The sequence below is a fragment of the Desulfocurvus sp. DL1XJH-121 genome (assembly GCF_054819825.1).
Map to the genome: position 1 here is coordinate 222,310 of NZ_JBTVWW010000001.1, position 23,427 is coordinate 245,736.

20 protein-coding genes are annotated in these 23,427 nt (G+C 68.0%); 4 read left to right on the forward strand and 16 right to left on the reverse strand.

Features of this window, described 5'->3' with window-relative positions; genetic code table 11:
- Positions 1-17: 17 nt before the first annotated feature.
- The 12 genes from rsmI to ACYYG1_RS01110 all read right to left on the reverse strand — a co-directional run bounded on the left by rsmI (position 18) and on the right by ACYYG1_RS01110 (position 12,383).
- Positions 18-866: a 16S rRNA (cytidine(1402)-2'-O)-methyltransferase gene (gene rsmI / locus ACYYG1_RS01055; RefSeq protein ID WP_461208411.1), complete on the reverse strand. Its 849-nt coding sequence runs from the start codon at positions 864-866 to the stop codon at positions 18-20.
- Positions 860-1,255: a YraN family protein gene (locus ACYYG1_RS01060; protein WP_461208412.1), complete on the reverse strand. Its 396-nt coding sequence runs from the start codon at positions 1,253-1,255 to the stop codon at positions 860-862. The genes rsmI and ACYYG1_RS01060 overlap by 7 nt, the downstream gene beginning before the upstream one ends.
- The gene (locus ACYYG1_RS01065) at positions 1,237-1,875 is read right to left on the reverse strand and encodes a ribonuclease HII (protein ID WP_461208413.1); all 639 of its coding nucleotides are present in this window, start codon (positions 1,873-1,875) and stop codon (positions 1,237-1,239) included. Before ACYYG1_RS01065 ends, ACYYG1_RS01060 begins: the two co-directional genes overlap by 19 nt.
- Before the next feature lie 61 nt (positions 1,876-1,936).
- Entirely contained in the window at positions 1,937-2,287 is a 351-nt protein-coding gene (gene rplS, locus ACYYG1_RS01070; protein ID WP_461208414.1) for a 50S ribosomal protein L19, read from the reverse strand.
- A gap of 47 nt (positions 2,288-2,334) precedes the next feature.
- The gene (trmD, locus tag ACYYG1_RS01075) at positions 2,335-3,624 is read right to left on the reverse strand and encodes a tRNA (guanosine(37)-N1)-methyltransferase TrmD (protein WP_461208415.1); all 1,290 of its coding nucleotides are present in this window, start codon (positions 3,622-3,624) and stop codon (positions 2,335-2,337) included.
- Positions 3,624-4,172, reverse strand: coding sequence for a ribosome maturation factor RimM (gene rimM / locus ACYYG1_RS01080; protein WP_461208416.1), 549 nt, complete (start codon positions 4,170-4,172; stop codon positions 3,624-3,626). The genes trmD and rimM overlap by 1 nt, the downstream gene beginning before the upstream one ends.
- Before the next feature lie 88 nt (positions 4,173-4,260).
- On the reverse strand, positions 4,261-4,494 hold the full coding sequence (locus ACYYG1_RS01085) for a KH domain-containing protein (protein WP_461208417.1): 234 nt from the start codon (positions 4,492-4,494) through the stop codon (positions 4,261-4,263).
- Between the two features lie 85 nt (positions 4,495-4,579).
- Positions 4,580-4,831, reverse strand: coding sequence for a 30S ribosomal protein S16 (rpsP, locus tag ACYYG1_RS01090; RefSeq protein ID WP_461208418.1), 252 nt, complete (start codon positions 4,829-4,831; stop codon positions 4,580-4,582).
- 131 nt (positions 4,832-4,962) lie between these two features.
- Complete coding sequence (gene ffh, locus ACYYG1_RS01095; protein WP_461208419.1) at positions 4,963-6,465, reverse strand: signal recognition particle protein; 1,503 nt, start codon at positions 6,463-6,465, stop codon at positions 4,963-4,965.
- Between the two features lie 262 nt (positions 6,466-6,727).
- Entirely contained in the window at positions 6,728-7,447 is a 720-nt protein-coding gene (locus ACYYG1_RS01100) for a YkgJ family cysteine cluster protein (RefSeq protein ID WP_461208420.1), read from the reverse strand.
- Between the two features lie 1,215 nt (positions 7,448-8,662).
- On the reverse strand, positions 8,663-11,314 hold the full coding sequence (locus tag ACYYG1_RS01105) for a cytochrome C (RefSeq protein WP_461208421.1): 2,652 nt from the start codon (positions 11,312-11,314) through the stop codon (positions 8,663-8,665).
- Positions 11,315-11,318: 4 nt separating this feature from the next.
- Complete coding sequence (locus ACYYG1_RS01110; RefSeq protein WP_461208422.1) at positions 11,319-12,383, reverse strand: hypothetical protein; 1,065 nt, start codon at positions 12,381-12,383, stop codon at positions 11,319-11,321.
- A 177-nt stretch (positions 12,384-12,560) separates the two neighbouring features.
- On the opposite strand from ACYYG1_RS01110, the gene ACYYG1_RS01115 reads away from it, so the two are divergent.
- The 4 genes from ACYYG1_RS01115 (at position 12,561) to ACYYG1_RS01130 (ending at position 18,036) form a co-directional block, all read left to right on the forward strand.
- A complete protein-coding gene (locus tag ACYYG1_RS01115; RefSeq protein WP_461208423.1) occupies positions 12,561-13,358 on the forward strand; it encodes a type III pantothenate kinase in 798 nt (265 codons plus the stop codon).
- Positions 13,359-13,420: 62 nt separating this feature from the next.
- A complete protein-coding gene (gene eno / locus ACYYG1_RS01120) occupies positions 13,421-14,713 on the forward strand; it encodes a phosphopyruvate hydratase (RefSeq protein ID WP_461208424.1) in 1,293 nt (430 codons plus the stop codon).
- 387 nt (positions 14,714-15,100) lie between these two features.
- Complete coding sequence (gene folD, locus ACYYG1_RS01125) at positions 15,101-15,967, forward strand: bifunctional methylenetetrahydrofolate dehydrogenase/methenyltetrahydrofolate cyclohydrolase FolD (RefSeq protein WP_461208425.1); 867 nt, start codon at positions 15,101-15,103, stop codon at positions 15,965-15,967.
- Between the two features lie 77 nt (positions 15,968-16,044).
- On the forward strand, positions 16,045-18,036 hold the full coding sequence (locus ACYYG1_RS01130; RefSeq protein WP_461208426.1) for a monovalent cation:proton antiporter family protein: 1,992 nt from the start codon (positions 16,045-16,047) through the stop codon (positions 18,034-18,036).
- Positions 18,037-18,082: 46 nt separating this feature from the next.
- On the opposite strand, the gene ACYYG1_RS01135 is transcribed toward ACYYG1_RS01130, so the two are convergent.
- The 4 genes from ACYYG1_RS01135 to ACYYG1_RS01150 all read right to left on the reverse strand — a co-directional run bounded on the left by ACYYG1_RS01135 (position 18,083) and on the right by ACYYG1_RS01150 (position 23,410).
- Positions 18,083-19,372 (reverse strand): PAS domain-containing protein, encoded by a 1,290-nt coding sequence (locus ACYYG1_RS01135; protein ID WP_461208427.1) that lies wholly within the window; start codon positions 19,370-19,372, stop codon positions 18,083-18,085.
- A 111-nt stretch (positions 19,373-19,483) separates the two neighbouring features.
- On the reverse strand, positions 19,484-20,884 hold the full coding sequence (locus ACYYG1_RS01140; protein WP_461208428.1) for a sigma-54-dependent transcriptional regulator: 1,401 nt from the start codon (positions 20,882-20,884) through the stop codon (positions 19,484-19,486).
- Entirely contained in the window at positions 20,881-22,743 is a 1,863-nt protein-coding gene (locus tag ACYYG1_RS01145) for a two-component system sensor histidine kinase NtrB (protein ID WP_461208429.1), read from the reverse strand. The genes ACYYG1_RS01140 and ACYYG1_RS01145 overlap by 4 nt, the downstream gene beginning before the upstream one ends.
- Positions 22,744-22,861: 118 nt before the next feature.
- A complete protein-coding gene (locus ACYYG1_RS01150) occupies positions 22,862-23,410 on the reverse strand; it encodes a Spy/CpxP family protein refolding chaperone (RefSeq protein ID WP_461208430.1) in 549 nt (182 codons plus the stop codon).
- Between the last annotated feature and the right edge of the window lie 17 nt (positions 23,411-23,427).

Consider the following 23,427-nt stretch of genomic DNA (forward strand, 5'->3'; position numbering starts at 1 on the left):
TCGTCTCCGGGGTGCTGCTATTTCATGTCCTGAAGCAGTTCATAGGCGGCCTTGGCCGTCCAGCCCGTGGCCCGGGCCGCGGCCCGGCGGGCGATTTCCTTGGGCTTGCCCCCGGCCTCGCGCTCCTCGTCCAGCAGGGCGCGCAACTCGGAATCGGGCGTCTCCCCGGCCTGGGCGGGCGGCCCCACCACCACCGTGAACTCGCCCATCAGGGGTATGTCCAGCTCGTCCAGGCGGTCCAAACGCCCTACTATAAATTCCTCATGGTCCTTGGTCAATTCGCGCGCCACGCACACGTCGCGGGGCCCGAGCACCCGCGCGGCCCGCACCAGGCTCTCCTGGAGGCGGCTCTTGCGCTCGAAAAAGATCAGGGTCGCGCCGCTCGCGCCGTGGGTCTCTAGGAGCCGTTCGCACTCCCCCTCGCGGCGCGGCAGAAAGCCCAGGAAGGTGAAGGGCTGCGGCGGCAGGCCGCAGGCCATGAGCGCCGTGAGCGGCGCGCTGGGCCCGGGCACCGGCACCACGGCGTGGCCGGCCTCGCGGCAGGCGCGCACCAGGGTGAAGCCCGGGTCCGAGAGCAGCGGCGTGCCCGCGTCGGACACCAGGGCCACGGCCTTGCCCTCGGCCAGGGAGGCCAGGGCCGCGTTCTGCTTGCGGTCCTCGTTGTGCTCGTGGAAGCTCACGAACCCGTGGGAGGGGATGCCCAGGCGCTGGAACAGAAGCCCGGCGCGGCGCGTGTCCTCGGCCAGGACCACGTCGGCGGCCGCCAGGATCCCCCGCGCCCGGGGCGAGCAGTCCCCCGCGTTGCCAAGCGGCGTGGCCACCACGTACAGGGTCCCGCCCCGCACGGCTGCTGTTTCGTCTACCATGGCTGCCACCCGTCGCCGCCCTGGGGCAGGCCGAAGGCGTTTTCCACGTGCTCCACCTCGGGCTCCCCGCCCTCGGGCAGCAGCACGCTGACCAGATCCAGGCGGCAGGGGCGGTCCCAGGCGTTCTCGCGGGTCAGATATTCCCCGACGGTGCGCGCCACGCGCTCCATCTTCACCGGGGTCAGGCCCTGGTGCGGGGCGTTCATGGGTCCGGGGGTGCGGGTCTTGACCTCCACGAAGACCAGGGTCCCGCGCCGCTCGCAGACGATGTCCAGCTCGCCGCGCCGGCCGCGCCAGTTGCGCACGAGCACCTTGTAGCCGCGCTTCTTCAGGTACGCGGCCGCGGCCTCCTCGCCCCGGGCGCCGAGCATCAGATGCCCGGCAGGCACAGGGAGCGCTCCTTGGAGGGCTTCTCGGGCAGCACGCCCCGGAAGGTTCTGCGGTGCATGCGGCTGGGGCCCGACTCGCGCAGGGCGGCCAGGTGGGCCTTGGTGCCGTAGCCCTTGTGCACGGCGAAGCCGTAGCCCGGGTAGCGGCGGTCCAGGGCCGTCATCAGCCGGTCGCGGAAGGTCTTGGCCAGCACCGAGGCCGCGGAGATGGCCGGAATCTTGGCGTCGCCGCCCACCACGGTCTGCTGGGGGATGGAAGAGGGTATGGTCTGGTTTCCGTCCACGGCCAGGAACACGGGGACGGTCTTCAGGCGCTCCACGGCCCGGGCCATGGAGGCCAGGGAGGCGCGCAGGATGTTGGTGGCGTCGATCTCGGCGGGCCAGGCCAGGCCCAGGGCCCAGGCGGCGCACCCGGCCTTGATGGCGGGCTCCAGCTCCAGGCGGCGGGCCTCGGTGAGCTTCTTGGAATCGGTGAGCCCGGGCAGGGAAAAGTCCGGCGGCAGGATCACGGCGGCGGAAACAACGGGACCGGCCAGGCAGCCCCGCCCGGCCTCGTCCAAACCGGCGAAAGGCCGGGGAAAAACTTCCCCGGCCATTTCGAAAGTTTCCAGCAACGTCATGGCAAACCGCCCTGCGCCGCCATCAAGCATCCGGGAGCCGAGGCCCCGGAAACCCGTGGGACTAATCCCAGAGGTTCTTGGTCTTGATGCGCGCGGCCTTGCCCCGGCGCTGGCGCAGGTAGTAGATGCGGGAGCGGCGGACCTTGCCTTCGCTGACCACTTCCACGCGCTCCAGATAGGGGCTGTGCATGGGGAAAATACGCTCCACGCCCACGCCGTCGGACACCTTGCGCACGGTGAAGGTGGCGTTGGTGGTCCCGCGGCGCACGCGCAGCACGGCGCCCTGGAAGACCTGAATGCGCTCCTTGCCGCCCTCGATGATGCGGGTGTGCACCTTCACGGTGTCCCCGGCCTTGAAAAGGGGCAGGTCGATACGCATCTGCTCCTGTTCGATCTTCTTGATGACATCCATATTCCTATCTCCTTCAGGGGATGATTCCTTGTTTCGTGAGCCCGGCATCATAGCGTGTCGCCGAGCAGCCGGTCAACCATCATGGCCGTTGCCGAGCGGACCGACAGGTGATTGTACCCGCCAAGGGCCCGAACCGGCCTGAGCACTCCGTCGGCCTGCTCCAGGATCTCCGGAGCCAGGCCGTGGCCCGTGCCCATGACCAGGAGCACCGGCCGCCTGGCCAACTCGCCGCGAACCCGGCCCACGGTCAGGGTACCCGCGCCTCGGGCCGAGGTGGCCACCACCAGGGGCGGCTCGCCGCAGCGCCCGGTGAGGTCCCGGACGATCTCGTCCAGGTCCGTGGCCGCGCGGATCAGGCCCAGGGCCTCCGCGCGGTCGCGGTTTGCGCTCTGTCCCGGTCCCTGCAGCCAATGCCCGATCAGTCGCTCCAGGAGCTCCCGCTGGTCGGTGAGCGGCGTGGCGATGTAGTAACCACCCAAGCCGCAGGTTCGGGAAACGCGGGCTATATCGTGTACGTCGAGGTTTGTCAAAGACACGGACACGGTATGGCCGAATTTATTCAGCACCGGGGCGTGCAGGAGCGCCAGATACAGGTTCCGCCCGAGCCTTGCGCCCGTCCCCGAGGCCCGGGCGCGGCGCAGCTCGTCCAGGTCCCCGTCCGAGAGCGGAGCCTCGTCCAAGAGGTCGGGCCGCCGAGAAAGCGTCAGGCGCAGGGCTTCGCTGCGCCGCCAGCGGGCCACGGCCGCGTGGTCCCCGCCCTGGAGCACGTCGGGCACCTTGAGGCCGCGGAATTCCTCGGGCCGGGTGTAGTGCGGATACTCCAGCAGCCCGTGGGAAAAGCTCTCCTCGTCCGCCGAATCGTCGTGGCCCATGAACCCGGGCAGCAGCCGGGCCACGGCCTCCACCAGGCACAGGGCCCCGGCCTCCCCGCCGTTCAGGACGAAGTCGCCCACCGAGACTTCCTCGACGCCGAAATGGTCCAGGAAGCGCTGGTCCACGCCCTCGTAGCGCCCGCAGACCAGGGTCAGGGCGGGCTCTGCGGCCAGCTCCCGGGCCAGGGACTGGTCCAGGGCCCGGCCGCGCGGGGACAGGTAGACCACCCGCCCGGGCTGGGGCACGCTTTCCAGGGCCCGCGCGAGCGGCTCGCACATCATGACCATGCCCGGGCCGCCGCCATACGGGCGGTCGTCCACGGTGCGGTGCCTGTCCTCGGTGAAGTCCCTGGGGTTGACCAGGGAATACTCCACCTGCCCCTCGCGCGCGCCCTTGGCCAGCATGCCGCAGGCCAGGGGCGAGTCGAAGAACTCGGGGAACAGGGTCAGGATGGTGAAACGCATCAGCTCTCGCCCAGGTAGATATCCAGGAGCCCCGGCGGCGGCGCAACGGTGACGCGGCCCTCGTCCAGGTCCACGTCGGTCACGAACTCCTCGGCCACGGGCAGGAGCACCTCGCGCCCGTCGGGGGTGCGCACGCTCCAGACCTCCTGGCCGCCGGGGAACACGACCTCGGCTATCTCGCCCAGCACGCTCCCGTCCTCCAGGAGCACGGTGAGGCCCTCTATCTCATAGAGGTAGAGTTCGTCCTCGCCTGGCTCGGGCAGGTCCTCGGGGCGCACGAGGATCTCGTGGCCGCGCAGGGCCTCGGCCGCGTCGCGGTCTTCCACGCCCTCGAAGCGGGCCAGGACGCGGCCCTGGTGCGGACGCCAGGAAGCCACGCGCGCCCGGCGCGGCGGCCGCGTCCCGTTGCCGGGACGCAGAAACAGCGCGGGCACGTGTTCCAAAAGCAGAGGGGAGTCCCCGTGATAGATCACTGAGACTTCCCCTCGAATTCCATGAGGCTTCGCGATTTCGGCGATGAGCACGAAATCCTTGCCGCCTGAAGACACCAGCCGCCTCCGGATGCGCGGGCGCAAACGCGCGCGACCATAGGGCCGAAGCCCCGGCCGCCTGCGCCGTCGCGCCGCTACGCCGTTCCTACTCGATGATCTCCAGCACGGCCCGCTTGCGAGCCTTGGTGGAGGCGGCGCCGATGATGGTTCGCATGGCTCGGGCCGTGCGGCCCTGCTTGCCGATCACCTTGCCGAGATCCTCTTTGGCGACCTTGAGCTCGATGACAGAGGTCTGTTCTCCTTCGATCTCGGAGACATGGACCTCGTCCGGATTGTCCACCAACGACTTGGCAATGTACGTAATCAGGTCTTTCAGCATGGCATCCTCCGCATCAGGTCCAAGAGCAAAGCAACTCAGATACGCACTGCCGCGAATCGCCGGGCAGGGTGAACCAAAGAGCGGACTATTCGGCCGGGGTCTCCGCGGCCTTCTTGATCAGCGCGCGGACGGTGTTGCTGGGCGTGGCCCCGCGCTCCATCCACTTGTTGACCTTCTCCATGTCCACCTTCAGCTCGTTGGGCTCGACCATGGGGTTGTAAAAGCCCACATACTCAAGCGCCCGGCCGTCGCGACGGGTAGCACTGTCCATAGCCACAATACGGTAGAACGGGCGTTTCTTGGAGCCCATCCTGGTGAGTCGAAGCTTCAAAGCCATCGTCTATCTCCCAATGAATATACTATTACAATTTCAACGTTAAAAGCAAGCCAAACCGGAAAGTCGGTTGAATCCGCCAAAACCGTTATGCCAAGGCCCACGCGAGGCAGCCGCGTCCCGCATGGCCGTAACTAGCGCTTCTTTTTTTTCTTCTTCTGCGGTTTCACCCGCTTCTTGCGTTCCTTCTTGGCCTTGGTGAAGGCCGCGCGCGTGGCCTCCTGGCCCTCGCCCAGCCCGCCCATGGGGTCCATGCCCTCCAGGCCGGGCATTCCGCCCCCGAGCCCGGGCATACCGCCGCCCAGACCGGGGATCTTGGGCAGCCTGCCGCCCTTCTTCTTGGCGCCGCCCATCATCTTCTTCATCATTTTGCGCATCTGCGTGAAGTTGGCAACCATCTTGTCGACGTCGCCGATCTTCAGGCCGCAGCCCCGGGCGATGCGCTCCTTGCGGCTCGGGTTGAGCAGCGCGGGCTTCTTGCGCTCCTCGGGGGTCATGGAGTTGATCATGGCCTCCACGCGCACAAGTTCCTTGTCCGGAACGTTGAGCTCCCCGATCTTTTCCTTGAGCGCGCCCATGCCGGGCAGCAGCTTGAGGATGCCCTCCATGGAGCCGATCTTCTTCATGCGCCGCATCTGCGTGCGGAAGTCGTCGAAATCGAACTCCGCGCGCTGAAATTTCTTGCCCAGGCGCTCGGCCTCGTCCTCATCCATGGTCTCCTGGGCCTTCTCGATGAGGGTCAGCATGTCCCCCATGCCCAGGATGCGCGAGGCGGCCCGGTCCGGATGGAAAATCTCCAGGTCCCCGGTCTTCTCGCCCACGCCCACGAACTTGATGGCCTTGCCCGTGACCTGCTTGATGGACAGGGCCGCGCCGCCGCGCGCGTCGCCGTCCATCTTGGTCAGCACCACGCCGGACACGTCCAGGCGCTGGTTGAAGCTGTCCGCCACGGTCACGGCGTCCTGGCCGGTCATGGCGTCGGCCACGAAGAGAATCTCCTGGGGCGCCACCTCGGCCTTGATGGCCGAAAGCTCCTCCATGAGGGTCTCGTCGATGTGCAGACGGCCCGCCGTGTCCAGGAGCATCACGTTGCAGCCCTGGTCCCTGGCGGCCTGGGCCGCGTCGCGGGCGATGTCCACCGGATTCATGCCCGTTTCCGACGGATGCACGGGCATGTCCAGCTGCCGAGCCAGGGTGGTCAGCTGGTCGATGGCCGCGGGGCGGTAGACATCCGCGGGCACCAGGTAGGGCTTGAAGCCCTCGCGCCGCAGGTGCAGCGCCAGCTTGGCCGCGCTGGTGGTCTTGCCCGAGCCCTGCAGGCCCACCATCATGATGACGGCCGGGGTCCCGCGCAGTTCCAGGCCCTGGGTCTCGCCGCCCAGAAGCTCGATCATCTCCTCGTGGACGATCTTGACGACCTGCTGGCCGGGGGTCAGGCTGCGCAGCACGTCCTGGCCCAGGCAGCGGTCCTTGACCCGGGCGATGAAGTCCTTGACGACCTTGAAGTTGACGTCGGCCTCGAGCAGCGCGAGGCGCACCTCGCGCAGACCCTCCTGGATGTTGCTCTCATCCAGGCGGCCTTGGCCCTTGAACTTCTTGAATACAGAGTTCAGCCGATCTTGCAGATTGTCAAACATGGGTCGTCGCGCGCTCCGAAAAATAAAAGAGGTTCTTGTTAAAAGAACCCCGGGCTATTCGTCAAGCTGAAAGGCCGGGTGGTTGTACATACGTGGGGACTGGGAGTCAAGCCCAAAGCGGGACGCGGGCGAGTGCAAAGCCTCGTGGCGCGCCCTCCCCCGGGCATCCGGGTCCGGGAACGGGGCGAACTTGCGGATCAAAGAAAAATACATTGTTCGCAGGCCGCTCAAAAATAACGAGATCATTTTCGTGGGCGGCCCGCTAGGCGGCCACCTCGGCAGCGCGGAAAACGTCCTCCCCGGCCAGCCAGCGCCCGGCGGCGTCCTCCTCGGACAGGGCCACGGCCATGGCGGCCACGAAACCCACCTGGTAGGACGGCAGACCGCGCTCGCGCATGACCGAGATGAAGGCCGAGGAGAAGATGTCCAGGCCCCGGCGCAGCAGCGGATAGCACGGCACGTCCACGGCCCGGCCCTCCTCGAATCCCTTGCGGCACGCGGCCGCGTCCGTGGAATGCTGGCTGCGGCAGGTGAACGGGCGAATGTCGTAGATCGCGCAGACCCCGCCCTCGCTGGTGAGCAGGAACGGACAGGGGGTGCGGGTTTCGAGCCACCATTCGAGGCTTGTGGCGTCGCCGCCCTCGGCCAGGGCGACGAGCCCCCCGCGCAGGCCGTCCAGGACCCTGGGGGCCATGGCTTGGCGCAACTGGCCGGCGATGACAAGGACTTCCGGGATGGAGGCGCTGGCCCTCGTGTGGCAGCAGAACGCGCAGCCCGGACGGCACTGCACGTCCCCGGGCGGGGTCAGAGCGCTGGTCTGCACCGCGAAGTTCCGCATGGCCTGGCTCAACGCGGCGAGGCCAAGGCCCGCCTCCTCCAGGTTGCGGTTGATCTCGGCCCGGGCCTGCTCCAGATGTTCTTCCAGCATGACGCGCGCCTTCTCGGCGGTGGCGATGCGGTCCTGCGGGGATTCAGAGGACATGAGGTCTCCAGATAGGCGTTGCAGGCCGCCCCGGAAATTCCGGGGCGGCGGTTTCCGTGTTTTTATAGTCCTATATGGAAAAGCGCCGGGAGCAAAGCCCGGCGAGGGGAGGTGGCTGGGGGATCGTCCCCCAGCCAGGGCCCTTTTGTGGATGGTGCGGAAACTGTCGTTTTGGATTGGGGGGAATGTGGTTGGGCCATGCTTTTTTGTCGTGGCGCAAAACCAATTAAGCCCTCCCGCCCGCCCACCGCGTTCCCTCGCGGGTTGGGCGTTGGTTTGTCGGGAATGTTAGGGGAGGTGGCGCGGCCGCGCCCCGGGCGGGTGCGGGGGGCTTCGCTTTTCTGATTACCATCACAGCCGCTGCGCCCCCCGCACCAGCCCGGGACGCTGGCTCATCGCTATGGTGCAGTCCCTCAATGGTTCTTCCCCTCGTGTCGCGGCACAGGTAGTGCCGCCCCGTCGCACGAGCCCGGCTCCGCTTCGCTGATTTCCATCACAGCCGCTCCGCCGGGCAGCGCGCCGGGGCTTGGGGAGTCCCGGAAAGTGGAGCGCAAGAAGCGCTGCATTCCGGGGCCGGGAGTCACGGCACGATCGATATGGTAATTTGTGGCCAAGAGCCGTGGCGTCGGGCAGTGCCCAATGATCCTGCCCCTCATCCGCTCAATGCCCAAGCTCATCAGCCAATTTCAGCGGTGCACACCCATACCCACCCCGAAAATCGGGACCGTAAAGCGAATTCCCGGGCGTACCGTGTAGCCCGAGGAATTACGCAGGGACCGCCTGCGCCCTCGTCGTCATGACTCTGCGGCCATTCTCTTCCAGCAACGCGTCTCTCGGACGCACAAAACCACCCCCTGCATCGGGGCGATAGGGGCGACGCGGAGGCGTATCGCGTAGCCCCGCCAAAGCCCCTGCCCCGCCGACACGTATGGCCTTCACGGGTGGACATGCTTTGGCGTTACCATTTCACTCATGGGTGCGGTATCGCCTCCACTTTAAGAGGGGGCAGGGGAGTGCAGAGGGGCCTGGGGGGCTCGCCCCCCGGCCCCTTTGGCACCTGGTTCAGAAGCTCCCGCTTTTGAACCAGGTGTCCCACCCGAACCATGCCTCCCCGCCATGCCGCAGGCCCACCAACCACTCCCCCAGCCAACAAAAAAGAGCCCCGCCCTATCCAGGGCGGGGCTCTCCATATACCAGTCAGTTACGGCCCCGCGCCTAGCGGAACCCCATGGGATGATGCGCGCTGTCCTTGGCCGTGTACGCGGTGCCCACATGGCACAGCCCGCAATTCCCGCCCTTGCCCATGGGCTGGGCCTTGCCCATGTACTGCAGGGCCGGGATGTTGTCGCGGTCCACTCCGTAGCCCGAATCCTTGCGCGCCGGATACACCGCGTGGGTGGAGCCGTGGCAGGCCTCGCACATCAGCGCGCCCATGTCGTCATGGCGCAGGCGGAACAGCTCGCTGCCGCCCTTGGTCCAGGTGTTGAACCCGTCCATGGTTTCGGGCGGCTCGAAGCCCTTGTGGCAGTTCAGGCAGTCGGGCTCCTGCAGCCACGGGATGCGCGGATTGACGGCCTCCACGCTGTCCACGGTGCGCGGGGCGAGGTTCTTCATGAACCTGTCGGCGGCCTTCTTGCCGTTTTCCTGCTCCTTCTTGAGCAGGGACAGGGCGTGGTCCTCCAGCGTGCCGTGGCAGCTGGTGCAATCCAGGCCCACCTCGTCGTGCACGCCGCGCAGGCAGCTCGTGGGACCCTCAGGATTGTTGGGGTGGCAGGCCGCGCAGGCCTCGGCGCCCCGGCCCGAGAGGTAGTTGGCGTGCCAGCCGTGCAGGGCCGCGGGGAAGGACAGGGTGTCCGGCCGGCCCTTGGTGCCCAGCACCGGATCCTCGTGGCAGCTCTGGCAGAGCTTGGGCTTCCCGGCCTCGGCCTGGGCCACCAGATCCGTGCCGTTGATCTTGTCATGCACCACCAGGATGTCGCGCGACGTCTCGTCCGTGAACCCGGCCACGCCGCCCACGCGCCACTCGCCGCCATGGCAGTTGCGGCAGCCCATCTCCGTGGCCGTGGGCGCCACGATGCGCGTGGTGGCCAGGACCTTGCCGGACTCGTCGCGGGCTTCCACCGTGAACAGGGGATAGGGATTGTATCCGCCCGCGTCGGGATACGGCACCACCGGGACCAAGTCCGCATGGAAGCAGCCCAGGTCGCCGTTGAGCTCCATCTCGCCGGACAGGCCCTTGCCCGCCAGGCCCACGTTCTTGGGCGGCTCGGCCCCGAACAGGCTCTTGGCGAACTCCCAGAAACGCACGTGCCCCGCCGGGTTCTCGAACTCCTTCTCCACCTTGTAGCGCAGGGTCACGCCCTCGGTGACGCGCTCGGGCACCTCGCCCCGGCGCACCAGTTGGGCGTAGATGTCGTTGGCCGGGGGCAGCAGCACCCACCAGGGATCGGAATCCGAGATGCAGTGCATGCCCAGGTTGTTCCAGGCCAAGAGCACGTACTCGTCCTTGTCCTTGTCAAAGGGCGGGACCTCCACCGGGGTGGGCGTGGTGGACCCGGGACCAGCGGAATACGCGGGCTTGTCCCCGCCATGCAGGCCGACGACGATGTATTCCGACAGGGCCATGCGCTCCTCGCCCGTGCCCATAAAGGGCGGCATCTGCATGCGCAGCTTGCCCTGGCCGTCGAGCTGGCTGTCCATGCCGAAGACGCTGAACTTGGCCGTGAGCGGCAGGATGTCGTTCACCGGCCCGCCCACGCTGTGGCAGGGCAGGCACTGGCCGTTGAACAGCTCCTTGCCCGCGTCCATGCGGTTCTCGTCGGTGACGGTCTTGTTCTTGACCCACTTGGCCACCTGCAGCCAGCCCTTCTCGTTGATCTCGGCCGCCTCGGCCGTGCGCACGGACGTGGAATAGGTGTGGCCCGCAATGACGAAAGGCCGCCGCGCGGCCTCGCGCACCCACTCGAAGGCCCCGATCTGCATCAGGCCCAGGACCAGGAGCAGCACTGACACCCAGCGCCGCGCCCCGCGCGGCAGGCGAAGGGCCATGAACAGGCCGAGCCCCAGGATGGCCGGGCCCACGTAGAACAGCGCCCGGGTCATGGGCAGGATCTCGGTGTTGCCGCCCGCCACCATGGCCTGGCGCGCCTCGGGCAGGGCCCCGTAGTACCACCAGGCCAGGGGCGCCATGAGCACCAGGGGGATGCAGGTCCACAGGGCGTTGTAGCGCGCCAGGTCGGCGCGCACGGACTCGTCGCTCCAGCGCGAGGCCGTGAAGAACCCGAACAGCCCGGCGATGGAGAAGCCCATCATGGAGCGGAAGAACAGGGACGGCCAGAAGGTGGGGTTGAAGAACCCGTCCCAGAAGTCGCCCGTGGCCAGCCAGTCGCCCGGGGTGAGCATGAAGCAGATGATGCCGTTGATGAGCACCAGGGACATGAACCCGCTGCCGAAATACAGCCAGCCCACCCGCACATGGGCCCGGGCCTCCATGGTCTTGAAGGTGTAGTAGTAGACCAGCAGCGTGATGATTTCCGTGAGGAAGAAGACCCACTCCGTGGCCCAGCCCATGGTGAAGGTGTGGATCAGGGTCAGGGTGGCCGTGGGGTTGGTGAGGGCGATGATGAACCAGATGGCCACGCCCGTGAGGCTGCCGAAGACCATGGTCAGCAGCAGGAAAAATTTAGTATGCTTGTGGCAGTAGTCCAGGATGGCCTGGTTGTTCTGCCTGCGCCCGCGCATCTCCGTGAGCACCAGGAACAGGCCCCCGCCCACCGCGAAATGGGCCACGTACACATGCACCACGGCGATGAGCGCCACCAGGGAGCCGCCGCCCAGATACGGAATTTGCCAAATGGGATAATCCATGAAATCAACCCTCCCTCACGGCTTTGCGTGCCAAACCGAGAACATAGGCCACGATGCCCAGCCCCAGGACCAGGGCCAGGAGGAACATGACCAACGGTGAATACTGGGGAACCACCTCCAGCTCGGTGGGCGTGAAATACGGCCCCATGTAGCCCACGCGCACGATCTCGCGCACTCCGCTCATGCAGACCACGGTGAGCACCACGGCGAACAGGGCCAGGCGGGGCAGCCTACGCCAGCCCGCGTACAGGCACAGGCCCGCGCCCGCCAGCGAGGCCAGGAAAAACACCGTACCCAGGACCGAACCGCCCATGAGCCAGAGCATCACGTCCTTCTTCAGGGCCAGCAGGAACCACACGCCCACCACCATCTGAAGCACCGTGCAGCGGAAAAACCACTTCATGCCGCGCTCCACGTGCTCCAGGGACAGCGGCGCGGTGCGGCGGCTGCGGCGGCCGTAGAACAGGGCCGTGGCCAAACCGCCCACGGCCAGGGAGGCCATCACGAAATGCAGGTAGCGCGGCACGAGCGTGGGCTCGCTCCAGTTGAGGAAGATGCCCGGCCCGTCGAAGTAGCGGGACCAGCGCTCGGGAGACATCATCAGGGTCAGGTTGTTCACGAAGAGAAAGCCCACGGCAAGCAGGCAGAGAACGCACAGGCCTATGACCAGCCCCCGCGCCCCGCCCAGGGACGCGAAGGAGAAGTCGTAGATGTACGCCAGATAGTAGGACGCCATGACCACGAAGGGAACGGCCAGCCAGTACCAACCCATGAGAATGTCGCTGACGTAGAAGAAATGCCCGTACAGGGTCTGCAGGAACAGGAGGGGCGCCACTCCGAAGTTCACGGTCAGGGCGATGACCGTGGGCAGCCTGACGGAGATGTCCTTGCCCACGGGTTCCGTATTTTCCTGACCGCTCCAGATGCTGAACAGGGCCACCACCGCCGTGCCCAGAGTCAGGTTCACCAACAGGATGTGCACCATGAAGGTGAGATCAAGAAGCCCCTGGAACCACCCCCAATCCAACATGATGGGGTCGGGTTTCGGAATAAGGGTCATCGGGTCCATGCGTTCCCCCTTTTGGAGTTGAAGCCCGCAAGCGCCCAGTGGGCGCATGGTTTTATTCAATACCCGTCTACAGGGGAAAGGACAACCTTTCTTCGCTCTACATCAATTTCTTGTCTTTCCGCCTGAAACGGCTACATTCCCTGGGAGCGGAGCCCGCCCCCGCCCGAGGTTCAAAAGATGAAGAAAAACCACGTCCTGCTCATCGACATCGGCAACACCAATTTGAAGGCCTCCATCGGCGGCCCCGACGCCCCGCCCCCGCCCGGGCGGGCCGTGGTGGTGCCCACCTTCGCCGACCCGGTGCAGGCCCTGACCCCGGGGCTTTTGGCCGCCAGCCAGAGCGCGGGCGTATCCCCGGACAACGTGGCGGACTGCGTGGTGTCCAGCGTGGTGCCCCGGGCCAACGCCCCCCTGGCGCAGGCCGTGCGCAAGCTCTTCGGCTGCGCCACCCTGTTCGTGCCGGGCGACCTGCCCCTTGGTTTCGACAACATGGACCGCATCCCCGGCAACGTGGGCGCGGACCGGCTCGTGGGCTGCCGCGCCGCGCGCACCATGTACCCGGAGGTCAAAAACCTCATCGTCGTGGACTTCGGCACCGCCACCACCATGGACTGCGTGCGCGGCAACGAATATCTCGGGGGCATGACCTGCCCGGGCATCGAGAGTTCCGGCCGGGCCCTGGCCACGGGCACGGCCCAGCTCCCGGAGCTGACCCTGGCCCTGGACGGGCCCCTGCGCCTGGGGTTCGGCACCATGCTCAGCCTGAACCAGGGCTTCATCTTCGGGTTCGCCGCCATGGTCGAGGGCCTGGCCGCGCGCCTCACGGAGGTCCTGGGCGGCGAGGCCCTGGTGGTGGCCACGGGCGGCCTGGCCAAGACCGTGGCCGACCACTGCCCGGCCATCCGCTACGTGCACCCCAACCTGATCTTCCGGGGCTTGTTCGGCGCTTATGTGGAACGGCCCCGAAAAACCTGATACCATCGGCGCGCGCACGGACGCACCCCGCGCGCAAGCCTCACAACGCAAGGAGCGACGCCATGAGCACCATCATCAATGTCTGGGCCAGGGAAATTCTCGACTCCAGGGGCAACCCCACGGTCGAGGTGGAAGTGACCACGGATTCCGGCGCCACGGGCGTGGCAGCCGTGCCCTCGGGCGCCTCCACCGGCACCCGCGAGGCCCTGGAGCTGCGCGACGGCGACAAATCGCGCTACGGCGGCAAAGGCGTGCTCCAGGCCGTGGAGAACGTCAACGGCGAGATCGCCGAGAACATCGTGGGCCTGGACGTGCTGCGCCAGGTCAGTCTGGACAACCTGCTCCTGGACCTGGACGGCACGGAGAACAAGTCCCGCCTGGGCGCCAACGCCATGCTCGGCGTGTCCCTGGCCGCGGCCCGCTGCGGGGCCGAGTTCATGGGCCTGCCCCTGTACCGCTACCTGGGCGGTGTCAACGCCAAGCTCCTGCCCGCGCCCATGATGAACGTCATCAACGGCGGCGAGCACGCGCCCAACAACCTGGACATCCAGGAATTCATGATCATGCCCCTGGGCGCCGAGACCTTCGCCGAGGCCCTGCGCATGGGCTCCGAGACCTTCCACGCCCTGAAGAAGATCCTGGCCAAGGACGGCATGGTCACCTCCGTGGGCGACGAGGGCGGGTTCGCCCCCAACCTCGCCAGCCACAAGGTGGCCTTCGAATACCTCATGCGCGCCATCACCGACGCGGGCTACGAGCCCGGCAGGCAGATCGCCCTGGGCATCGACGCCGCGGCCAGCGAGTTCTTCGAGAACGGCAAGTACGTGTTCGCCGGCGAAAAGCGCGAGTTCGACGCGGCCGCCCTGGTGGACTACTACAAGGAACTCTGCTCCACCTTCCCGCTGATCTCCATCGAGGACGGCCTGGCCGAGGGCGACTGGGACGGCTGGAAGGTCCTGACCAACGCCCTGGGCGACAAGATCCAACTGGTGGGCGACGACATCTTCGTCACCAACCCGGACATCCTGGCCCGGGGCATCGACGAGGGCGTGGCCAACTCCATCCTCATCAAGCTGAACCAGATCGGCACGGTGAGCGAGACCCTGGACACCATCGAGATGGCCAAGCAGGCCGCCTACACCACGGTCATCTCCCACCGCTCGGGCGAGACCGCGGACACCTTCATCGCGGACCTGGCCGTGGCCGTGAACGCGGGCCAGATCAAGTCCGGCTCCCTGTCGCGCTCGGACCGGCTGGCCAAGTACAACCAGCTGGTGCGCATCGAGGAAGACCTGGACGACGACGGCATCTACTTTGGCCCCATCATGGGCGAACAATGGTTCGACATGGATTGAAACCGGCCATAAGGCGCCGTCTGCTTCGTTGCTTCGGGGCATGCGGACCCTCGCGTATTGGGATACGCGTCGGCCCCGCATGCCCCTCGCGCCTCGCATCCGACACCTTCTGGCCGGTTTCAACGGGCCTGTAGGCTGCCGGGGAGCGGGAATTCGCGCGGGGCGCTCTTCCCGCTTTGGGGGAGAAATCATTTTGGGTGGCCGGTGCTGCCGCCCACAAGGATACAAATACGAACGTAAGGCTGTTCAGAATCGTGCGGATACGAGGCGCAAGGGAAATCCAATCCCGACGCGTATCCCAACGCTTGCGCTACGCGAGGGATTGGATTTTACGCAGCAACGAAGTAGACGTGCGGTTATGGACAGCCGAAGCACAGGGGTAAAAACATGATTCTCTTGGACGGCAAGGCCACCTCCGCGGCCATCAGGGCCGAGATCAAGGACAAGGTGGCGGAGCGGGAGAAAAGCGTCGGCCGCGCGCCGGGGCTGGCCGTGATCCTGGTGGGCGAGGACCCGGCGTCCCAGGTCTACGTGCGCATGAAGGAAAAGTCCTGCGCCGAGACGGGCATCCGCTCCATCCCCCACCGCCTGGACGCGTCCGTGTCCCAGGACGAGCTCATGGACCTCATCCGCAGCCTCAACGCCGACGACGGCGTGGACGGCATCCTCTTGCAGCTGCCCCTGCCCGAGGGGCTGGACTCCCAGGCCTGCCTGGAGCTCATCGACCCGGGCAAAGACGTGGACGGGTTCCATCCCGTGAACGTGGGCAAGCTGGCCCTGGGCCTGCCGGGCTACCGCTCCTGCACCCCGGCCGGGGTCATCGAGCTGCTGCGCCGCCACGGCATGAAGACCGCGGGCAAGAAGGCCGTGGTCCTCGGGCGCTCCAACATCGTGGGCAAGCCCATGGCGCTCATGCTCATCGAATACGGGGACTTCGGCAACGCCACCACCACCATCGCCCACTCGCGCACCCCCGTGGAGGAGCAGAAGGCCGCCTGCCGCGAGGCGGACATCGTCATCGCCGCCGTGGGCCGGCCCCTGCACGTCAAGGGCGACTGGATCAAGGACGGGGCCGTGGTGGTGGACGTGGGCATCCACCGCACGGACAACGGCCTGGTGGGCGACTGCGATTTCGAGGCCATGAAGGACAAGTGCTCGGCCATCACCCCGGTGCCCGGCGGCGTGGGGCCCATGACCATCGCCCAGCTGCTCCTGAACACGGTGCAGGCCTACGAGATCCACGTGGGAGCCTGACGGCCGCCGCAAAATGGTGTATCAAGGCCGTCCGGGATCAGTGGATTCCGGGCGGCTTTTTCGCAAGGGGAGAACGCGTGGGCATAGCCTCCGACCTGATCATCATCATCGTGGCCTCGCTGATCTGCGCCGTGCTGGCCAGACGCCTGGGCCAGCCGCTGATCCTGGGCTACATCGCCGCGGGCGTGCTCGTGGGGCCCTACACCGGCGGGGTCACCGTGTCCGGGGCCCACGAGATCGAGCTCCTGGCCGAGATCGGGGTGGCGCTCTTGCTCTTCGTGCTGGGCATCGAGTTCTCCTTCAAGCGCCTGCGGCCCGTGCGCGCGGTGGCCCTCATGGGCACGCCCGTCCAGATCGCCCTGACCATGGCGCTGGGCTGGGGCATCGGCCGCCTGTCCGGGTGGAGCGGCGAGGCATCGTTGTGGCTCGGGGCCATCATCTCCCTGTCCAGCACCATGGTCATCCTGAAGACCCTGGAGAGCCAGGGCCGCATGGGCACCCTGTCCAGCCGGGTGATGATCGGCATGCTCATCGTCCAGGACCTGGCCATCGTGCCCATGCTCATCATCCTGCCCAAGGTCGGCAACCTGGGGGCCGAGCTGGTGCCGCTGACCCTGGCCGCGGCCAAGGCCGTGGGCTTCCTGGCGGTGATGGTGGTGCTGGGGCGCACGGTCATCCCCTGGATCATGGAGCGCACGGCCCGGGCCGGGTCCCGCGAGCTGTTCATGCTCTCCACCTGCGCCATGGGCCTGGGCGTGGGCTACGCCACCTATCTCTTCGGGCTGTCCTTCGCCTTCGGGGCCTTCGTGGCCGGGGTGGTCATCAGCGAGTCGGACTACGCCCACCACATGCTCTCCAACATGCTGCCGCTCCGCGACCTGTTCGGCCTGCTGTTCTTCGCCTCCGTGGGCATGCTCCTGGACCCGGCGGCCCTGATGCGCAGCCTGCCCGCCGTGCTGCTGATCCTGGGCTGCGTCATCGCGGGCAAGGGGCTGATCCTGGGGCTGGTGGCCCGGGCCTTCCGCTACGGCAACGTCATCCCCCTGGCCATGGCCCTGGGCATGTCGCAGATCGGCGAGCTGTCCTTCCTGCTGGCGGGCGCGGGCGTGGAGGCCGGGGCGCTCAGCCACGAGCAGTTCACGGTGATCATGTCCGTGACCGTGGTCAGCATGATCCTGACCCCGACCCTGACCAAGCTCACCGCGCCCCTGTATTCCCTGCGGCGCAAGCTCTTCCCCCGCGAGACCCTGGAGACGGTGAACATCGCCGAGGCCGGGCTCGCGGACCACGTGGTGGTTGTGGGCGGCGGGGCCATCGGCGGCATGATCGCGGACATCCTCAGACGCCTGCAGCAGCCCTACGTGGTCCTGGAAAGCGACTACCGCCAGAAGGAACAACTCAAGGCCGCCGGGCACCCCGTGATCTTCGGGGACGCGGCCACGGACGTGGTGCTGGAGGCGGCGCACGTGGGCCGGGCCGCCACGGTGCTGCTCACGCCGCCGTCCTTCGAGGTGGTGCGGGCCGTGACCCAGCTGGTCAAGGCCCTGGCCCCGCGGGCCGTGATCATCGGCCGCACCCACGGCCGCGACCAGATGCGCATCCTCTCGGCCGAGGGCCTGGACATACCCGTGGAGCCGGGCCTGGAGGCGGGCCTGGAATTCGTGCGCCAGACCCTGGCGCGCATGCGCGTCCCGGCCACGGACATCATGCGCTTCACCGACGCGGTGCACCGCGAGCAGTACGCCCTGCTGGACGAGGGCCGACGCAGGGAGAACGGACTGGACGGGCTCCAGGTGCCGAGCCGCCTCTTCGACCTGCACTGGCTGGAGCTGCCCGAGGACTCCCCCCTGGCCGGCCAAAGCATCCGCCAGGCCGAGATCCGCACCCGCTCAGGGGTCTCCGTTGCCGCGCTGCTGCGCGGCGGCGAGCTCTCGGTGAACCCCGACGTGGAAGCCCCCCTGGCTCCGGGCGACCTCCTGGCCGTCATCGGCGACGACAAGGACGTGCGCGCCTTCCGCCAGACCTTCTGCCCCGGCTTGGCCTGCGACCTGATTCCCGAAAAAAAATAAAAAGGCGGGCCGAAGCCCGCCTTTGAAAAACGCTCATCCCTCGTGCTCAGCCGCGCAGGCGCTGCATCCGTTGCGTCACGTCCTCGGCCAGGCCTTCCACGCGCACCAGCGCGCCGTCGGCGTCGGCCACGGCGCGCAGGTCCAGGGCCGCGCGCACCACGCCGCCGTCCGCGCGCTTGAGGTCCAGCTCCAGCCCGCGCACCTGGCCCTCGGCGGCCAGGCGCTCCAGAACGTCCTGCCGCCTTGCCGGGTCCACGTACACGTCCCGGGCCACGTCGCCCACGGCCTCCAGCACCTCCTGGGGCGTGGCGTAGCCCAGCAGTTCGGCCGCGGCCTGGTTGGCGCGCACCAGCCGCCCGTCGGCCAGAGTGGCGAACACCGCCTGGGGGCTGAACTCGAACACCGCCCTGTAGGCCTCCTCGGCGCGGTGCAGCCCGCCCCGCGCGCGCACCAAATCGGTCAGGTCGCTCAGCACGGCAACCGCGCCGATGCGCCGCCCCGCGCTGTCGCCCACGGCGCCCAGGCGCGCGGCGATCTCGCGACGGCCGCCCCGGGTGCGCAGCCAGGATTCGAAATCATGCAGGGCCGGACCTTCCGGGGCCAGCAGAATTTCCAGGGCGTCGTCCCACAGCCCGGCGGCCTCGGCGGGCACCAGGTCATCGGGGCGCTTGCCCGTGAGTTCCGCGCGGCTCATGCCCATGAAGGTTTCCATGGCCTCGTTGACGTGCAGGATCACGCCCTGGCGGTCCAGATAGAAGAACGGTTCGGCCATGGCCCCGAGCACGCTCTGCAGGAACAGGTGCCCGTCGCGCAGTTCGCGGTACATGCGGCGCTGGGTGCTGACGTCCATGACCGCGCCCTCGATGCACCCCCGGTCCTCGTGCAAGTGGACCCACAGGCCCAGCCAGCGGCGCGAGCCGTCCGCCCGGCGCACGGGGACCTCGTAGCCCTCCACCGCGCCCTCGCGGCCCAGGACGTCGAGGATCTCCTGGCGGAGCGAGCCGTCCAGCCAGGCCTCGCCGGGCACGAACCGCTCGATGAATTCCTCGGCCGTGGCATAGCCGAACAGGCGCGCGGCCGCCGCGTTGGCCGTGAGCACGCGGCTGCCGTCCGCAGTCACGCTCAAGATGCCCACGGGCGCGGCCTCGTAGAGATGGCAGTCGGAGTCGGATACGGGAGACGCGCCCAGGTCGCGTCCCAGGCCCGCGGGTTTCCCCGGCCCACGGCCGGTCCCGCGCCGCCGCAGGACCACGGCCGCGCCCACGGCGGCCGCCAGGACCGCCGCCAGGATCGCGATCCAGACGGGCGTCGAGAATATGCTGCTCAGGAAATCCATGCTCGTCTCCCGGTTCCGTGCGTGGAAGGTGGAGCCATACCCCCCTGGGGGTGCCCCATCCGCCCGGGAAATGCAAGCCCGGGGCCAGGGCGGCGTTCCGGCAGCCCCCCGCTATCCCCTTGTGGTCAAACCATATTTCTTCAGCTTGTATTGCAGGGTGCGGCGGCTGATGTTCAGGGCGTCGGCGGTCTTCTGGCGATGCCCGCCGTACAGGGCCAGGGCGTCGATGATGGCCTGCTTCTCGGCCTCGTCCAGGGACGGGGGCATGTCCGCGCCGGGGCGCTCCCGGAACACGGGTGGCGCGCTGCGCATCACGGGGCGCGGGTCCAGGACCTGGGGCGGCAGGTCCGCCGGGGACAGGGAATCCGTGCGCGAAAGCACCAGGGCCCGCTCCAGGGCGTTCTCCAGCTCGCGCACGTTGCCCGGCCAGTCGTAGCGGGACAGGGCGTCCACGAAGGCGGGCCCCACCTCGCGGATGGACTTGTTGTTCTTGCGCGTCAGCCTGCGCAGCAGGTGGGTGGTCAGAAGCGGCAGGTCCTCCATGCGCTCGCGCAGAGGCGGGATGGGGATCTCCAGCACGTTGAGGCGGAAATAGAGGTCCTCGCGGAAGCGGCCCTCGGCCACCTCGGAGGCCAGGTCGCGGTTGGTGGCGGCCAGGATGCGCACGTCCACGGGCACCGCGCCCACGCCGCCCAGGGGCTCCACGGTGTGCTCCTGCAAGGCGCGCAGGAGCTTGGCCTGGAGGTTCATGGGCAGCTCGCCCATCTCGTCCAGGAACAGTGTGCCGCCCGAGGCCAGCTGGAAACGGCCGGGCTTGTCCTTGACCGCGCCGGTGAACGCGCCCTTGACGTAGCCGAAGAGCTCGCTCTCCAGCAGGTTGGCGGGCAGGGCCGCGCAGTTGACCTTGATGAGCGGGCCCTTGGCGCGCTGGCTGGCGGCGTGCAGGGCCGCGGCCACCAGCTCCTTGCCCGTGCCGGACTCGCCGGTGATGAGCACCGTGGCCTCGCTGGGTCCGGCCTGCTCGATGAGCTTCAAGACCCGCTGCATGACCGGGGACTGGCCCACGATGCGCCGGGACTCCTCGGTCATGCCCGTCTCGCGGCGCAGGTCCTCGTTCTCGGCCACCAGGCGCGAATATTCATAGGCCTTGCCCAGCACGGCCACGAGTTCCTCGTTGTCCGCGGGCTTGGTCAGATAGTCGAAGGCCCCGCGCTTCATGGCGTCCACAGCGTGGCCCACGGTGCCGTAGGCCGTGAGCATGACCACGGGCGCGCCCGGCAGCTTGCTGCGCAGCGCGCCCAGGGCCTCCAAGCCGTCCATGCCGGGCATGCGCATGTCCAGGAGCACCACGTCGGGCGCGGCCTGGGGCAGCATGTCCAGAGCCTCCTCGGCGCTGCCCGCCTCCAGGACCTCCCAGCCCTCGTCGCGCAGCACGGCTCCCACCATCAGGCGCAGTGCCGGTTCGTCGTCCACGACCAGCGCGCGTTTGCGGTGCTCTGCGGCCATGATCATGATCCACTCCCCTGGTTGTCATGTTTCGCGGCTTTGCGCAGCGGCAGCAGCAGGCGCACCTGAGTGCCGCGCTCCGGACCGTCGCATTGCGTGCGGATTTCCACGTGCCCGCCGTGGTCGCGGGCGATGCGGTGCACGATGGCCAGGCCCAGGCCCGTGCCCTGCTTCTTGGAGGTGAAGAACGGCTCCAGGGCGTGCTCGCGCTCCTCGGGCAGCATGCCCGGGCCGTTGTCCGCCACGGACAGGGCCAACATGCCCCCCTCGGCCTCGCTGGACAGGACGATGCGCCCGGGCTCGTCCACCCGCTCCACGGCGGCCAGGGAATTGAGCACCAGGTTGAGCAACGCCTGCTTGAGCATATCCGCGTCGGCCATGACCCGGGGCTCCCGGATGTCCATGGAGAAATCGGCGTCGGCGTGCTCCAAGTCGAAGCGCAGGAGGTTCTCCAGGCTGCGGCCCAGGGCCGCCAGGTCCACGTGGCACAGCTCGGGCTCGCGGGGCCGGGACAGGAACAACAGGTCCGTGATGACCTTGTCCAGCCGGTCGGCCTCGCGGACCATGGTGTCCGCGTACTGTTCCTCAGGCTCGCGGCCCTTGAGCTTCTTCTGGAAGAACTGGGCGAAGCCCCTCAAAGCGGACAGGGGGTTGCGGATCTCGTGGGCCAGGCCCGCGGCCAGGCGGCCGATGGCGGCCAGGCGCTTGGCCTCGCTGAGGTCCTCCTCCAGGGCCTTCAACTCCGTGCGGTCGCGCACCAGGAGCAGGCGTTCGCCCCCGCCCTCCTCCGTGGCCTCGTCGGGGATGGGCGCGGACAACAGCTCCAGGCTGCGGCCCCCGGCCTCGTACTGCACCCAGCCCGTGTCCGAAACGCCGGTGTGCGCGCCGCTCCAGCCCGCTCCGCCCACCAGGGGCAGCTCGTCCCAGCGCGTGCCCACCAGCTCCTCGCCCCCGCCCAGCAGGCGCGTTGCCGCCGGGTTGGCCGCCAGGATCACGCCCCCGGAATCCAGGGTCACCAGCCCGTCGGGCATGGTGTCCAGGAGCCTGGAATGGAAGGTCTCCAGGCGGTGCAGGGCGCGACCCTGGTCGCGGCGGCGCAGGTAGGCCACGGCCAGACCCCAGAGGAACAGGGCCACCAGCAGCACGTAGCCCGTCTGCAACAGGGCCGCGCGCTTGAACTTCTTGAAATTATCCAGATGCTTGCCCGGGTCCATCCCCACAACCAGCACGGGGAAGGCCGGGGCCCCGGGCGGGCAGTCCAGGGAGGAATCCAGGGTGCAGAGCCGGGCCAAGCTGGGGCGCAGGCGGATGCTGGAGACGAACATCTCCCGCCGCCCGCCGGTGTACATGGCCGCCCAGAACCCGGCCGTGGACAGCTGCCGCCAGGCCGAGGCGGGCAGCTTGGGCAGCTCCTTGTCCTTGTCCTGGGTCACGCCGCTAAGCAGGGCGTCCTGGCGGGCGTAGAGGGCGATGAACTCCACGTCGCCCTCGGCGGCCAACTCGGTAAACATCTCCTCGATGCGGGTCTTGGCGTCGCGGCCGTCCAGGAGCCCGCCGGGCAGGTTGCGCAGGATCTCGCCGGGGATGCCGTCGGGCGCCTCGGGCCGCATGTGCCCGCCCGGGGCGCCGCCGTGCATGCGCCGCCTGAGCAGCCGGGGCAGGTGGTCCCGCAGCTCGCGGGCCAGGGCGCCCTCGATGCCTCGCAGGATGGACTGCGAGGCCAGGAACATGTGTTCCTCCACGGTCTCGCGCTGCCGCCTGAGGCTCTGGAAAGTGAGGAAGGAAAGGCCAAGGCCCAGGAGCACCAGCGCCAGCGTGGCGCCGAACAAAAAGCTCCTGTCCCTGACTTTGAGGCCTATGTCCATGTCGTGTTTCTCCCCGCGCCCGGATCAAAATTCGATGGGCCCGGAGCCCCGCCTCCTAGGCGGTGCTCCGGGCCGTAGCGTCGGAAAGGATGGATGTCGTTTTCCGTTCGTTCGTCATCTAGCCGGCGGGTTCGTCGTCAACATTCGGGCCCATGCCCATTCCCATGCCGTAGCCCTGGCCGGGGCCGAAGCCGGGGCAGTTCTGGGGGCCGAAGCCGCGTCCGCGATGGTGGCGGCCGAAGCCGGGGCCCATGTGGCCGCGACCGTAGTCCTCGACGCCCAGGGTGACGAGCCCGGCGCGGAAGGCCGTGCGCTCCTCAAACAGCTTGCCCTTGAGCTGGCCGAGCTCCTTGGACACGGACTTGATCTTCGCGGCGTTGGCGGCGGGGTCCACCATCAGGGACTCGAGCTCATAGCCCTTGGCGTAGATATCCTTGCGCAGGGGGGCCACCTTGTTCAGATGCTCGGTCCTCAGGACGTCGAGCTTCTCCTTCTGCTCGGGGCTCAGGGCCTGGACGCCGTAGTCGCCCTGGGCGCCCCAGCCGGGGCAGCCGTAGCCGGGGCCTCCGCCCCATCCGGGACCGCCGCCACGGCCGGCATAGGCCACCGCGGAGAGGGAAATGACCATCAAGGCCGCCAGGGTCATGATCAGGGTTCTGCGATTCATGGTGTTTCTCCTTATGT